Below are 14,538 nucleotides of genomic sequence, written 5' to 3'. Positions count from 1 at the left end.
TCCTCGGTTACAATCGGCCGATGCGAATACTCCTCAGCAACGACGACGGCTATCTGGCACCCGGTCTCGCCGCGCTTTACGCGGCGCTCAAGCCGCTTGCCGATGTCACGGTGATGGCGCCCGAGCAGAACTGCAGCGGGGCGTCGAACTCGCTCACGCTGTCGCGTCCGCTTTCGGTGCTGCGCTCGGCGAACGGCTTCTATTACGTGAACGGCACGCCCACGGATTCGGTCCACATCGCGCTCACGGGCATGCTGGATCACAAGCCCGACCTCGTCGTATCTGGCATCAACAACGGCCAGAACATGGGCGAGGACACGCTGTACTCGGGCACGGTGGCCGCCGCCACGGAAGGCATCATGTTCGGCGTGCCGGCCATCGCGTTCTCGCTTGTCGACAAGGACTGGGTGCATCTGGAAGATGCGACCCGCGTGGCGGTCGAAATCGTCGCGCATTTCCTCGAGCATCCGCTGCCGGGGCATCCGCTTCTGAACGTCAATATTCCCAACCGGCCTTACGACGAGCTCGGCGACTGGCGCGTCACCCGCCTGGGCAAGCGCCATCCCTCGCAGCCCGTGATCCGCCAGACCAATCCGCGCGGCGAGCCGATCTACTGGATCGGTCCGTCGGGCAGCGCGCGCGACGCGAGCGAGGGCACCGATTTCCACGCGGTCGCAACGGGCCATGTGTCCATCACGCCGCTGCAACTCGACCTCACCCACACGCAGATGCTTCCCGTTGCGCGCGACTGGCTTCGCGCAGGCCGCAGGGCCTCATGACTGGCGAGCGCGCAAAGCGTTTTCCGCTGGAGCTCGCCGACCTTGTGCGCGAGCCGCGCAAGCGCGACGGCGGGCCGCTCGATGTGCGCGCCGCGAAACCGGCGGGCGCGGTGAAGCCGGTGGGCGTCACGAGGTCGCCGGCCATGTCGCCGAAGCCGCTTGCCGCGGCGAAGCCTGCTGTCGTGGCGAAGCCGGCTGCCGCCGCGTCGCCGCGCGCCGGGAAGGCGATTACCGCGAAGCCGGCCCAACCTGTCGCGATCAAGTCGCGCGACGCCGGTACGCCGCAAGGCATGGCAGCGAAGCCACACAGCGCCGCGAGGCCGCGCGGCGCCGCCGTCACTTCGGTTGCCGGCGCACCGAAGAAGGTGGCCGGTGCGGCGTCGATGGCATCGCCTTCGTTGCATCCGGTCCGGTCAGTCGGTGCCCGTGCGATGCCGACCGGTGCGCCCAATGTCGCCTTGAACGGCGCGCACGCCCTGACCTCGGAACGGGTGCGCGAGCGCATGGTCGAACGCCTGCGGTCGAACGGCATTGCCGATTCGCGCGTGCTCAATGCGATGTCGGTCGTGCCGCGCCACATGTTCGTCGACCCGGGCCTCGCGACTCAGGCCTACGAAGATGCGGCGCTGCCGATCGGCCATCACCAGACGATCTCGAAACCGTCCGTCGTCGCCAGGATGATCGAGCTCGCCGCGGCGGGACGACCGCTTGCGAGCGTGCTCGAAATCGGCACGGGCTGCGGGTATCAGGCCGCGGTGCTGAGCCAGGTGGCGCGCGAGGTGTATTCGATCGAACGGATCAAGCCGCTCTACGAGCGCGCCAAGACGAATCTGCGTCCGCTGCGCATTCCGAATATCCGTCTGCATTACGGCGACGGGCGGTTGGGTCTGCCGGCAGCGGCGCCGTTTGATGCAATCGTGATCGCCGCAGCGGGGCTCGACGTGCCGCAGGCGCTTCTCGAGCAGCTCGCCATTGGCGGCCGGCTCGTGGCGCCCGTGGCCGAGCAGGGCTCGGCCGGTGCGAACGGTGCGCAAAGCGAAAGCGCCCAGGTGCTCACGCTCGTGGAGCGCACCGGGCCCGCGCAGTGGCGGGAAGTGCGGCTTGATCGCGTTTTCTTTGTCCCCTTAAAATCCGGAGTGGTTTGAAAACGATGAGTATGTTGCGCGCGATGCAAAGAAACAAAATGAACGTAGATCTGACGGTTTTTCAACGTAGCGCATGCGTGCTCGCGATTTCTCTGCTGACGGCGTGCGCCACGCGGCTCGACAACGCGCCGGTGGTCGATCGCTCCAGTCCGCTCAACACGGCCGGCGCCGCGGCGCAGCCGGCCGTGCCGCTCGGACCGCCCCCGCCGGGCTACTACCGTGTGAAGCCGGGCGACACGCTTTATCGCATCGCGCTCGAAAACGGTCAGAACTATCGCGACATCGCCGCGTGGAACAACCTGGCCAATCCCAATCAGATCGAGGTCGACCAGCTGTTGCGCGTGGCGCCGCCGGGCGCGAACGTTGCCGCCGCCACGCCCGGCGTGGCCACGTCGCCTATCGTGGGCGGCGGCGTGCAGAGCGCGCCGCTTGGCAGCCCGACTGCGGCTGGAGCCGCGGCGGTGCCGCCTGCGAACGGTTCGGCGTCCACGGCGACCACGATTTCTCCGCAACCCGCCGCGAGCGACACGAGCGCGGCAAGCGGTGGCACCGTGGCCTTCTCATGGCCGGTGCGTGGGCCCATCCTCAACACCTTCGACGATTCGAAGAACAAGGGCGTCAACATCGGCGGTACGCAGGGCGAAGCCGTGAAGGCCGCTGCTGATGGACGCGTGGTCTATGCCGGAAATGGGCTGCGCGGATACGGCAATCTCATTATCATCAAGCATGATGCGACGTACCTCACGGCGTATGCACATAACAGCGCTTTGATGGTAAAAGAGGGGGATGCGGTCACCAAGGGGCAGAAGATTGCCGAAATGGGGAATACCGACTCGGACCGCGTCATGCTGCATTTCGAAGTTCGCCGTCAGGGTAAACCTGTCGACCCGCTGAAGTATTTGCCGCCGCAATAAGCGAGCTGACCATGCCGAAACCGAAGCGCCGCCAGCAGCAAACCGGGAGCGAATCCGTGAACCGAGCCGCAGAGGCTTCGGTGGACGAGGGCGGCGCGTCGGCGAATGAAGACGAAGCACTCGACAGCAGCGACGGCGGCCGCGATTTCGACGAGCGTGAATCCGGGGACGAAGCCGAAGAGCAGGAAGGCGGCCGGGAGGCCGCCCCCGACGCCGACGACTTTCGCGCGCTCCTTCAGGCCGAACTCACGGCCGACACCATCCAGCACTATCTGAATCGCATCAGCGTGAAGCCGCTTCTCACGGTGGAGGAGGAGCAGCGCTACTCGCGGCTTGCGAAGGCGGGCGAGTTCGAGGCGCGGCAGGTCATGATCGAGCGCAATCTGCGGCTCGTCGTGAGCATCGCGAAGGGTTACCTGAATCGCGGCGTACCGCTGCTCGATCTGATCGAAGAAGGCAACCTGGGCCTCATGCACGCCATCGAAAAGTTTGACCCGGCGCGCGGCTTCCGTTTCTCGACGTACGCCACCTGGTGGATCCGCCAGAGCATCGAGCGCGCCATCATGAACCAGGCGCGCACCGTACGGCTGCCCGTGCACGTGATCCGCGAGCTGAACCAGGTGCTACGCGCGAAGCGCCACCTCGAAAAGAATTCGCTCAATTCGGGCGAAGTCGCCGAGCGCCGCGACGCCAGCATCGACGACATCGCTTACCTCACCGGCAAGACCACCGAGGAAGTCACGGACATCCTCGCGCTCAACGAGCATACGGCCTCGCTGGATGCACCGCTCGACCTCGACCCGGCAAGCAGTCTGCTCGACCTCCTGTCCGACGACCAGAGCCAGTCGCCCGACGCCGAAGTCCAGCACCGCGAGCTTGAAACGCTCACGCGGGCCTGGCTTGCGCGCCTTTCGGACAAGCACCGCCACGTGATCGAGCGCCGCTTCGGCCTCAACCACATCGAACCCGCCGCGCTCGAAGAACTCGCCGACGAAATGGGCCTCACGCGCGAACGCGTGCGGCAAATCCAGCAGGAGGCACTCGTGCGGCTCAAGCGTTTCTTCGCCTCCAATGGCGTGCGCAAGGACGCCGTTCTGTAACTGATGACACCCATCCTCGTATTCGACATCGAGACGATTCCCGATGTCGCCGGCATTCGACGCCTCGACGATCTTCCCGCCACGCTGACCGACGCCGAAGTGGCCGAGCACGCCTTTGCCGCTCGCCGCGAGAAGACCGGCAGCGATTTCCTGCCGCATCACCTGCAGCGCGTCGCTGCGATCTCGTGCGTGTTTCGCGACAGCAGCGGATTTCGCGTGCGCTCGCTCGGCACGCTGACGGACGGCGAGGGCGCGCTGATCCAGTCGTTCTACCGGACCATCGAAAAATACACGCCGCAACTCGTGTCGTGGAACGGCGGCGGATTCGATCTGCCCGTTCTCCACTACCGGGCGCTCGTGCACGGCATTCGCGCATCGCGCTACTGGGATCTGGGCGAGGACGATCGCGAGTTCAAGTGGAACAACTACATCAGCCGCTACCACTCGCGCCACACCGACTTGATGGACCTGCTCGCGATGTACCAGGCGCGCGCGAACGCGCCGCTCGATGCGCTCGCGAAGCTGTGCGGCTTTCCCGGCAAGCTCGGCATGGACGGTGGCCAGGTGTGGCAGGCGTTCCAGGAGGGGCGGATCGAGGAAATCCGTAATTACTGCGAGACGGACGTGGTCAATACCTACTTGCTGTATTGCCGCTTCCAGCTGATGCGCGGCGGTCTCTCCGCCGATGAATACGCAGATGAAATCGCGCTCGTGAAGAATTCGCTCGCGCAGGAGCCCGCGGCCCACTGGGCCGAATACCTGGCCGCGTTCGAGCAGTGATGTGCCCGAGGTAAATGGCCGGCCGCACTTTGTGCCGCGTCCTCCTTTAGCGCTCCCGCTTTAATCCCGTCAATCCAGTTCAAGCACGACCGGCTGATGGTCGGACGCGCGTGTCGCGCCGTCGATTTCGCAGCGCGTCAGCCGATCGCGCAGATCTTCGGTGACGAATATGAAGTCGCAGGCGATGGACCCGTCGCTCCACTGCGCCTTGTCGTAGACGCCGGCCGTGGGCGGCGGCGTCAGGCCTGGGTGCAGCGTGGTCCACGCGTCGATGAACGAAGGGCTGCCCGCCAGGGGTGCGAGCATGCGCTGATACGCCTCGCTGCCGAAATCGCTGTTGAAGTCGCCGCAGATGATCGCGCTTGCGGGTCGCCCAGTGGGCGCGAACGGACCCTCGGTATTTTCAGCGGGAGCGGGATGAGCCGCGTGGCCCGCGGCCTCGAGTTGCAGCCGCCGCAGCTCATCGACCTGTGCGACACGCTGCTGCATCGAATAGAACTCCAGATGCGTGACGAGCACGCGCACCGGCCCGCGATCCGGCGTGCGGATGATGGCCTCCAGCGCGACGCGCTGCATCGAAGGCGCAGCCGGATCGGGCGGCCACGGCAGTGAATGACGGATCACGTGTTCGACAGGTAGCCGCGTGGCGATGGCGTTGCCGAACTGACGCCGGCGCGGGCGGGCGGCGGAGCCGGAGTCAGAGCCAGAACCAGAACCCGACCTCGCGGACAACGCCGGAAGATCGGCGCCGATTGCATCGAGCACCGTGAAGCCCGGCAGCAACGCGGCGAGTTCCGCGAACTGGTCGTCGCCGGGATGGCCCGGCAGCGCGCCGAAGCCGCGCGTCACCTCCTGCATGCAGAAGACGTCGAAGTCCACGAGGCGCCGTGCCTCGGCCACGGTGCGCGCGAGGTCCACCTTGCCGTCGGCGTCGCGTCCCCATTGGACATTCCAGCTGATCAGTCGCATCGTCATCTCCCGTATGGTTCGTGTCGCTGCCGCGCGCCCGACGGATCGGCACGGCGCGGGCGTACGGTCCACATCGTCTACAATCTCGCCTTTGCCGCGTGGTTGTCCGTTCGTTGTCCGTGTTCACCGGCTGGCTTGCCAGCCATTGTCTGCCAGGAATTCGCAGGTGTCCCAAGCTGCTTTCCCCCGTCGTTCCCGAAAAGAAAAGACCGCTGCCGGCGCTGCGGGTGCCGCACAAGGCGCGTCGTCGCAAACCGCGTTTCCGGCGCCGACCCTCGAGATCGAGTCGCTCGATATGGAGGCGCGCGGCGTAGGCCGCACCGTGACCGACGACGGCCAGCCCGGCAAGGTGATCTTCGTCGAAGGCGCGTTGCCGGGCGAGCGTGTCACGTACTCCAGTTACCGCAAGAAGCCGAGCTTCGAGCAGGCCCAGGTGGTAGACGTACTGCGCGAAAGCGTCATCCGCACCGTGCCGCAGTGCAAGTTCTTCGGCACCTGCGGCGGTTGCTCGATGCAGCATCTCGACGTGCGGGCGCAGATCGCCGTCAAGCAGCGGGTGCTCGAAGACAACCTTCAGCATCTCGCGAAGCTGCGCGCCGAGACGATGTTCCGGCCCATCCACGGCCCGTCGTGGGGTTACCGCTATCGCGCGCGGCTCACCGTGCGCAACGTGCCGAAGAAGGGCGGCGTACTGGTCGGCTTTCACGAGCGCAAGAGCAGCTACGTCGCCGACATGACGAGCTGCGAGGTGCTGCCGCCTCACGTCTCAGCAATGCTCGTGCCGCTGCGCCACCTCGTGGAGGGGCTCTCGATCAAGGAACGCATGCCGCAGATCGAACTCGCGGTCGGCTCCAGCGTAACGGCGCTGGTGCTGCGCATCCTCGAGCCGATCAATGCCGCGGACGAGGCGCTGCTGCGTGCTTTCGCCGACGAGCACAACGTGCAGTTCTGGCTGCAGCCCAAAGGACCGGACACCGTTTTCCCGTTCTATCCGCTCGACGCGCAGCTCGACTACACGCTGCCCGAGTTCGGCATCCGCATGCCGTTCAAGCCGACCGACTTCACCCAGGTGAATCACCAGATCAACCGTGTGCTGGTGGGCCGTGCGTTGCGCCTGCTGGCGCCGGCGGCAGGCGACCGCGTGCTCGATCTGTTCTGCGGCATCGGCAACTTCACGCTGCCGCTCGCGCGGCTCGCACGCGAGGTGGTGGGCATCGAAGGAAGCGAGGCGCTGACCACGCGCGCGCTCGCCAATGCGAAGGAAAACGGTGTGGACGGACACACGTCGTTCGCCTGCCGGAACCTGTTCGAGGTAACGGCCGACGACATGCGCGCCCTCGGACATTTCGACAAGTTCCTCGTCGATCCGCCGCGCGAAGGGGCGCTGGCGGTGTGCAAGGCGCTCGCGGAGATCGCGCAGTCGGGCGAGGGTCCGCTGCCGTCGCGCATCGTCTACGTGTCGTGCAATCCCGCTACGCTCGCGCGCGACGCGGGGCTGCTCGTGCACGAAGCCGGCTACCGGCTCAAGGGCGCCGGCGTGGTGAACATGTTCCCGCATACGTCGCACGTCGAATCGATCGCGCTGTTCGAGCGGGATTGACGAGGGCGCGTTTGACCTGGGCGCGTGCCGGCGGCCGCCGCGGGCACGAACGAAGCTGCAAAGAAAAACGCCACGGCGCAATGCCGTGGCGTTTTCGTATCGAGAGGCGCGGGGCGGTCGGCTCAGAACTGCCACCAGGATTTCGCCTTGGTGGGCCGCGGGTGTCCGGTGACGTACGGGCTGTCGGGGAACGTGGCGGCGAGCACGCGTTTCGTATCGTCGGCGAGCTGCGGCTCGTTGAGCTTCTGATACGAGAGCATCATGATGTGCAGCGCGTCTTCGATAGCCGGCGCGTTGCGGTATTCCTTGATCGCCAACTGTGCGCGGTTGATCGCGGCCACATAGGCGCCGCGGCGATAGTAGTAGTCGGCCGCGTGCACTTCGTGCGAAGCGAGCGCGTTCACGATGTAGCGCATGCGCTGCGCTGCGTCCGGCGCGTACTTGCTGTTCGGGTAGCGGTCCACCACGGCCTTGAACGCGTCATACGACTCGCGCAGCGACTTCGGGTCACGCTCGCTCATGTCCTGACCGGAGAAACGGCCGAACAGACCGAGGTCGTCGTTGAAGTGGATCATGCCCTTCAGGTAGTACGCGTAGGCGATGTCGGGGTGATCCGGATGCAGGCGGATGAAGCGGTCGACCGCGTCGTCTGCGGCGGCCGTTTCGCCGTCCTTCCAGTTGCAGTAGGCCACGTTGATCTGCGCCTGCTGGGCAAAATGGCCGAACGGGTCGCGACCTTCAAGCAGTTCGAAGTACTTCGCGCACTTGCCCCAGTCGCTGCCGGAGAGCGCATCCTGAGCCTCCGTATATAATTTGTTGTTCGGCCAGGCTGCTGTCTCGTCGGTCTTTTCCGGCAGGCCATGGCAGGCTGCCACGATGGCCAGCGCCGCGGCGCAAACCGCGTACTTCACGATGCCGCGAGCCGTGCGCGAGGCCGCGCGGATCGCTCCTTCGGCCGCTTCCCGCGCTTCATGTTGGGCCCCGCAATGCGCTGCTAGTCGCGCCGTTTGCCGCACCGTGTGCCGGGTAGTGACTCGTGCCGCGCGTGGGCCGGATGGAGTAGTGGTGTTCAAGGCTCGCATTTTCCAGTTCAGCTTCAGGTCCAGTCGACCCAACCTCAATGACCCGTTCAGATCCTCGGGACGCCGCAGCAGCCGGCGCCAAAAACAGCAGCGATTATAGCCTGGGCGGCTCGCCCGACGACGTAGTTGCAGGCGAGCCGCTCGACGACGAACTGGAGAGCGACGAACTCGCGCTGTCCGGCGGCGGCACGGACGTCGGCGGCGGCACCGCGCAAGGCGATGCGGCTGCGCCGCGCGTGGCAGAAGTCCCGCTTCAGCTGGCCGGCGAGCGTCTCGACAAGGTGGTCGCCAAAGTGTTTCCCGAATTTTCACGTAGCCGCCTGCAGGCGTGGATCGAGGCACAGCGTGTGCGCGTGAACGGGGCGCCCGCGAAGATCCGTCAGCCGGTGCCGCTTGGCGCGACGATCGAACTCGTGCCGGACCTGCTGCCCGAGCAACTGGCCTTCACGCCCGAGCCCGTGCCGCTCGCGATCGTCTACGAGGACGACACGCTTGTCGTGATCGACAAGCCCGCCGGGCTCGTCGTGCATCCCGCCGCAGGCAACTGGAGCGGCACCGTGCTCAACGGCCTGCTGCATCGCTATGGCGAGGCGGCGGCGGGGCTGCCGCGTGCGGGCATCGTGCACCGGCTCGACAAGGAAACGTCGGGGCTCATGGTCGTAGCGCGCACGCTCGAAGCGCAGACCGATCTCGTGCGTCAGCTGCAGGCGCGCACGGTGAAGCGCCGCTATCTCGCGCTCGTGTGGGGCAACATGCCGGAGGAAGGCACCATCGATGCGCCGATCGGACGCGATCCGCGTGAACGCACGCGCATGGCCGTCGTGGCGGGCGCTTCGGGAAAGCCCGCGCGCACGCATTTCCGGCTCGTTGACTCGACCGTCTGGCAGGGGCAACCCGTGAGCGCGATTCACTGCGATCTGGAGACGGGCCGCACCCACCAGATTCGCGTGCATTGCGCGCACGTCGGTCATCCGCTCCTGGGCGATCCCGTGTACGGACGCGCGCGCGGCAAGCGTTCCGTTACGCCGTTGCCAGGCGGCTTCGCGCGCCAGGCGCTGCATGCGTGGCAACTCGGCCTCGTGCATCCGCGTACCGGCCGCCCGATGCGTTGGCGTGCCGAGGTACCGCAGGACATGCAGGAACTGATCGCAGCGCTCGGCTTCGGCGCCGAAGACGCGGCCCACGGCTTTGCCGAAGAAGACGTGTACGAAGCGTACGAAGGCGATTCGTACGAGGAAGACACCGACGCCAACGAAGACGTGGACGCCGCCGAACCCTATGACGGCGCCGACGAAGACGGCTACGATCCGTCTTCCGATGAAGACGAGGACCCTCGCGCATGACCGAGCCTGACCTGACACTCGCCGACGTGTTGCAACCCGACTGGGCCGTTTCGTCCCGCGTACGCGCATGCGTGACGACGCGCAACGGCGGCGTGAGCGAGCCGCCCTACGGCCGTTGGCGCAACGGCGCAGATGCGTCCGGTGGTCTGAACCTCGGCACGCATACCGGCGACGATCTCGTACACGTCGAGGCCAATCGCGCGCGTCTCGTCGCGCTTGCCGGCGCGCGGCCTGCGTGGCTCGAGCAGGTGCACGGCAGCGACGTGGTACAGGCGGAACACGCACTGGCCGCATTGGACGCAGGCAGTGCGCCGCTGCGTGCCGACGCGAGCGTGACCGCGAGACCCGGCGTCGCCTGCGTGGTGATGGTCGCGGACTGCATGCCGGTGTTGATCTGCGACCCGGCGGGACGTGCCGTCGGCGCTGCCCATGCGGGCTGGCGCGGACTCGCGGCGGGTGTGATCGAAAAGACCGCTGTGCGTGTGGCCGGGCTGGCCGGTTGCGCGGTCGAGTCACTCCAGGTCTATCTCGGCCCCGCCATTGGCCCGACTGCGTTCGAAGTGGGCGCAGACGTGCGTGACGCCTTCATGAACAGCGTGCCCGCTGTGGACGCATCGCGACAGGCGGGAACGCCGCCTGCAATCGCAGATGCAACGGCGCGCGCGTTCGTTGCGCATTCACATGCGCCGGACAAATATCTGGCCAATCTCCCGGCGCTTGCGCGTTTGCGTCTGAATGCAATGGGCATCGAGTCGATTGCGGGCGGGGACCGCTGCACGGTCACCGATCGCGAACACTTCTATTCCTACCGGCGCGATCGCGTGACGGGACGCATGGCGGCCATGATCTGGCTCAACGATTGAATCTGCGATCGAAGCGGTGAACGCGCGGCATGACCGTGCGATCAATTCGCCGCGATGCGAGCAAATGAAGGACGCGCGAGACGGCTTCGCTCCGCGCGATTGTCGGCGTACGAGGTGCTAAACCGACGATGAACGCACGAGGCGCAAGAACCCACGACGCTCGCGCCACACGTAGAAGGAAGCCGCGGCGCAGAACGCGATGCGCAGCCGTCTTGCGCGGCACCGCACATACGTGCTTCGTCCGTCGCGCGCTATGGGATCGACGAAGATTCCATGCGTTGCTGCACATGGTTTTGCCGTCCCATTACGCATTGCGTGCCTGCGCGAATTGCTGCGCAGCATAACGGATGGGGGAAAACGATAATAAAAAAAATATCGCACTGCGGCAAAATCGGGAGCAAGCATTGACATGGCTTTTGGTGGGGAGCAAGAATGTTTCCCATCCACGGGACAGGGCGTCGAGGTCGCGAGCAATCGGCCCGTGCGCGTGCAACCTGCCTCTCAACCCGTCCTTCGGGGCACACCGGTCAACAGCAGGTATGGCTGCATCACGAGATTCCTCCGCTTCTTCGCGCAACAACGCTTCGGCGCACAGCACGCAGCACACCTCGCCGGACGCTGCCGGCATGCAGCAGATGTTCGATGCCTGGCTCAACGCCTGGCGCTCGCTTGCGAATGCCGCCACTCAACAGATTCAGGAAGGTGCGGCTGCGGCCAATGCGGCGCGTCATGGCGCGAGCGGCGCTAACGGGACCGCTGGCAAGGACAAAGGCGCAGCGGGTCAGGGCGCGGCAACCGCGTGGCCCTGGTGGCCGCCCGGTGTGCCGGGAGCTATGGGCGGGGCGGGCGCATTCAACGCGGGTGCGATGCCATCGATGCCCTCCATGCCGCCGATGCCCGACTTCACCAAGGCCGCGACATCGTTCGCATCCTCGCCGTTCTCGGCATTGCAGGCGTTGAAGCTGCCTACGGCGTCCATCGCGCCCGAGCGTCTGCAGTCGCTGCAGTCCGACTATTCGCGCGAGGCGGTGCAACTGCTGCAACAGGCCGCCGATACCGCACAGTCTCCGCTCGAACTCAAAGACCGCCGCTTCTCGTCCGAGGCCTGGAAGACGACGCCGGCCTATGCGTTCACGGCCGCGTGGTATCTGCTCAACGCACGCTATCTGCATGAACTCGTCGATGCGCTTCAGACCGACGCGAAAACGCGTGAGCGCATCCGCTTCGCCGTGCAGCAATGGACGGCTGCCGCGTCGCCCAGCAACTTCCTCGCGCTCAATCCCGAAGCGCAAAAGACGCTGCTCGACAGTCACGGCGAAAGCCTGCGTCAGGGCGTGATGAATCTGCTCGCCGACCTGCAGCGCGGCAAGATTTCGCAGACCGACGAGTCGCGCTTCGTGGTCGGCAAGAATCTCGCGAATACGGAAGGTTCGGTCGTATTCGAGAACGACCTGATGCAGTTGATCCAGTACAAGCCGCGGACGTCCTCCGTGCGCGAGCGGCCGCTGCTCATCGTGCCGCCGTGCATCAACAAGTTCTACATCCTCGATCTGCAGCCGGAGAATTCGCTCGTCGCCCACGCGCTGGAGTCGGGGCACCAGGTGTTTCTGGTTTCGTGGCGCAACGCCGATGCGTCGATTGCGCACAAAAGCTGGGACGACTACGTCGAAGAGGGTGTGCTTACCGCCATCGAAACGGTGCGCAGCATCAGCGGTCGCGAACAGATCAATACGCTCGGCTTCTGCGTGGGCGGCACGCTGCTCGCCACGGCACTCGCCGTGGCCGCCGCGCGCGGCGAACATCCGGCCGCCTCGATGACGCTGCTCACCGCGATGCTCGACTTCTCGGACACCGGCGTGCTCGACGTGTTCGTGGACGAGGCCCATGTGAAGATGCGCGAGCAGACCATCGGCGGCAAGGACGGCACGGCGCCGGGCCTGATGCGCGGCATCGAATTCGCGAACACGTTTTCGTTCCTGCGTCCGAACGATCTCGTATGGAACTACGTGGTCGACAACTATCTCAAAGGGCGCACGCCGGCACCGTTCGACCTGCTCTACTGGAACAGCGATTCGACGAACCTGCCTGGCCCGATGTACGTGTGGTACCTGCGCAATACGTATCTGGAGAACCGGCTGCGCGAGCCGGGCGCGCTCACCGTGTGCGGCGAGCCGGTCGACCTCTCGCGCATCGACGTGCCCACTTTCATCTACGGTTCGCGCGAAGATCACATCGTGCCGTGGCGCACGGCGTACGCGTCGGTGCCGCTCCTCACCGGGCCGCTCCGGTTCGTGCTCGGGGCGTCGGGCCACATTGCGGGCGTGATCAATCCGCCTTCGAAAAACAAGCGCAGTTATTGGACCGTGCGCGGCGACGGCAAGCATCTGCCGAAAGATGCCGACACATGGTTCGAGGCGGCGGAGGAAGTGCCCGGCAGCTGGTGGCCCGAATGGGTGAATTGGCTCGACCAGTACGCGGGACGCAAGATCAAGGCACGCATGCAGGCCGGCTCGCCGGAGTTTCCCGAGATCGAGCCGGCGCCCGGACGCTACGTGCTGCAGCGCGACTGAAGCGCACGGCGTACCGGCCATTCGCGTGGCCGGACGGATTTTTAACTTGAAGGGCTGGCGCCGCCCGGCGCCCCGATGCCCGAAGGAACCTGAAATGACTGATGTCGTGATCGTATCGGCCGCCCGCACTGCCGTGGGCAAATTCGGTGGCACGCTCGCGAAGATCGCGGCGCCCGAACTCGGCTCGAAGGTGATCGTCGCCGCCCTCGAGCGCGCGGGCGTGACGCCCGAACAGGTGAGCGAAGTGATCATGGGCCAGGTACTGGCAGCGGGCAGCGGTCAGAACCCGGCGCGCCAGTCGTCGATCAAGGCGGGCTTGCCCACTTCGGTGCCGGCCATGACCATCAACAAGGTGTGCGGCTCGGGCCTGAAAGCCGTGATGCTTGCGGCCAACGCGATCATCGCGGGCGACGCCGAGATCGTCGTGGCAGGCGGCCAGGAAAACATGAGCGCGGCACCCCACGTGCTGCCGGGCTCGCGCGACGGCTTTCGCATGGGCGACGCGAAGCTCGTCGACACCATGATCGTGGACGGCCTGTGGGACGTCTACAACCAGTACCACATGGGCGTCACGGCCGAGAACGTTGCCAGGGAATACAACATCACGCGCGAAGAGCAGGACGCGTTCGCGGCGCTCTCGCAGAACAAGGCCGAAGCCGCGCAAAAGGCCGGCCGCTTCGACGACGAGATCGTGCCCATCGAGATTCCGCAACGCAAGGGCGAGCCGCTGCGTTTCGCCACCGACGAGTTCGTGCGTCATGGCGTGACCGCCGAATCGCTGGCAGGTCTCAAGCCCGCATTCAGCAAGGAAGGCACGGTGACCGCTGCGAACGCCTCGGGCATCAACGACGGTGCCGCTGCGGTCGTGGTGATGTCGGCGAAGAAGGCCGAAGCGCTGGGCCTCACGCCGCTCGCGCGCATCAAGGCGTACGCGAACGCGGGTGTCGACCCGAAGGTGATGGGCATGGGCCCGGTGCCGGCTTCGCGCCGCTGCCTCGAACGTGCCGGCTGGTCGGTGCAGGACCTCGACCTCATGGAGATCAACGAAGCGTTCGCCGCACAGGCGCTCGCCGTGCACAAGCAGATGGGCTGGGATACGTCGAAGGTCAACGTGAACGGCGGCGCCATCGCGATCGGTCATCCGATCGGCGCGTCGGGCTGCCGCATTCTCGTTACGCTGCTGCACGAAATGCAGAAGCGCGACGCGAAGCGCGGCCTCGCGTCGTTGTGCATCGGCGGCGGCATGGGCGTCGCGCTCGCAGTCGAGCGCATGTAATGCCGCGTCGGGTTGCACACGCTACGCCGCTCGCCGCGCACGGTGCGGCGGCGTAGCGCGCAGTAGCAGTCAGCGGCAGGCGAGGCGGCACCGAGGTCAGCAGGAGGAGCGGTAGAG

At 66.0% G+C, this 14,538-nt stretch carries 12 protein-coding genes; 10 read left to right on the top strand and 2 right to left on the bottom strand.

The window, feature by feature from the left end:
* The first annotated feature begins 20 nt into the window (after positions 1-20).
* From surE to U0042_RS11230, 5 genes are read left to right on the top strand one after another with little or no spacing between them, the layout of a single operon-like run.
* Positions 21-779, top strand: a complete 759-nt coding sequence (gene surE, locus U0042_RS11250; protein ID WP_017773755.1) for a 5'/3'-nucleotidase SurE — start codon at positions 21-23, stop codon at positions 777-779.
* Entirely contained in the window at positions 776-1,924 is a 1,149-nt protein-coding gene (locus tag U0042_RS11245) for a protein-L-isoaspartate(D-aspartate) O-methyltransferase (protein ID WP_114810778.1), read from the top strand. The genes surE and U0042_RS11245 overlap by 4 nt, the downstream gene beginning before the upstream one ends.
* Before the next feature lie 5 nt (positions 1,925-1,929).
* A complete protein-coding gene (locus tag U0042_RS11240) occupies positions 1,930-2,838 on the top strand; it encodes a peptidoglycan DD-metalloendopeptidase family protein (RefSeq protein ID WP_114810779.1) in 909 nt (302 codons plus the stop codon).
* Between the two features lie 11 nt (positions 2,839-2,849).
* The gene (gene rpoS / locus U0042_RS11235) at positions 2,850-3,938 is read left to right on the top strand and encodes an RNA polymerase sigma factor RpoS (RefSeq protein ID WP_114810780.1); all 1,089 of its coding nucleotides are present in this window, start codon (positions 2,850-2,852) and stop codon (positions 3,936-3,938) included.
* A 3-nt stretch (positions 3,939-3,941) separates the two neighbouring features.
* Positions 3,942-4,718 carry a 3'-5' exonuclease gene (locus U0042_RS11230; RefSeq protein WP_114810781.1) on the top strand — a complete coding sequence of 259 codons (777 nt, stop codon included), beginning with the start codon at positions 3,942-3,944 and terminating at the stop codon, positions 4,716-4,718.
* Positions 4,719-4,787: 69 nt separating this feature from the next.
* Here the strand turns inward: U0042_RS11230 and U0042_RS11225 are convergent, their stop codons facing one another.
* Positions 4,788-5,687 (bottom strand): endonuclease/exonuclease/phosphatase family protein, encoded by a 900-nt coding sequence (locus U0042_RS11225; protein WP_114810960.1) that lies wholly within the window; start codon positions 5,685-5,687, stop codon positions 4,788-4,790.
* A gap of 166 nt (positions 5,688-5,853) precedes the next feature.
* Here U0042_RS11225 and rlmD point away from each other — a divergent pair, with 166 nt between their 5' ends.
* Entirely contained in the window at positions 5,854-7,287 is a 1,434-nt protein-coding gene (gene rlmD, locus U0042_RS11220) for a 23S rRNA (uracil(1939)-C(5))-methyltransferase RlmD (protein ID WP_114810782.1), read from the top strand.
* Between the two features lie 122 nt (positions 7,288-7,409).
* Here rlmD and U0042_RS11215 read toward each other — a convergent pair whose 3' ends face one another.
* Positions 7,410-8,231, bottom strand: a complete 822-nt coding sequence (locus tag U0042_RS11215; RefSeq protein ID WP_114810961.1) for an outer membrane protein assembly factor BamD — start codon at positions 8,229-8,231, stop codon at positions 7,410-7,412.
* A 176-nt stretch (positions 8,232-8,407) separates the two neighbouring features.
* On the opposite strand from U0042_RS11215, the gene U0042_RS11210 reads away from it, so the two are divergent.
* The 4 genes from U0042_RS11210 (at position 8,408) to U0042_RS11195 (ending at position 14,421) form a co-directional block, all read left to right on the top strand.
* Positions 8,408-9,712, top strand: coding sequence for an RluA family pseudouridine synthase (locus U0042_RS11210; protein WP_114810783.1), 1,305 nt, complete (start codon positions 8,408-8,410; stop codon positions 9,710-9,712).
* Positions 9,709-10,575, top strand: coding sequence for a peptidoglycan editing factor PgeF (gene pgeF, locus U0042_RS11205; protein ID WP_114810784.1), 867 nt, complete (start codon positions 9,709-9,711; stop codon positions 10,573-10,575). The genes U0042_RS11210 and pgeF overlap by 4 nt, the downstream gene beginning before the upstream one ends.
* Positions 10,576-11,114: 539 nt before the next feature.
* Positions 11,115-13,145, top strand: coding sequence for a class I poly(R)-hydroxyalkanoic acid synthase (phaC, locus tag U0042_RS11200; RefSeq protein WP_419150509.1), 2,031 nt, complete (start codon positions 11,115-11,117; stop codon positions 13,143-13,145).
* Positions 13,146-13,239: 94 nt separating this feature from the next.
* Positions 13,240-14,421 (top strand): acetyl-CoA C-acetyltransferase, encoded by a 1,182-nt coding sequence (locus U0042_RS11195; RefSeq protein ID WP_114810786.1) that lies wholly within the window; start codon positions 13,240-13,242, stop codon positions 14,419-14,421.
* The last annotated feature ends 117 nt before the right edge of the window (positions 14,422-14,538 follow it).

This window comes from Paraburkholderia kururiensis (assembly GCF_034424375.1).
Taxonomy (GTDB): Bacteria; Pseudomonadota; Gammaproteobacteria; order Burkholderiales; family Burkholderiaceae; genus Paraburkholderia; species Paraburkholderia kururiensis_A.
The sequence above is the reverse complement of the archived record's forward strand: the minus strand, read 5'-3'. Positions and strand labels throughout refer to the sequence as shown.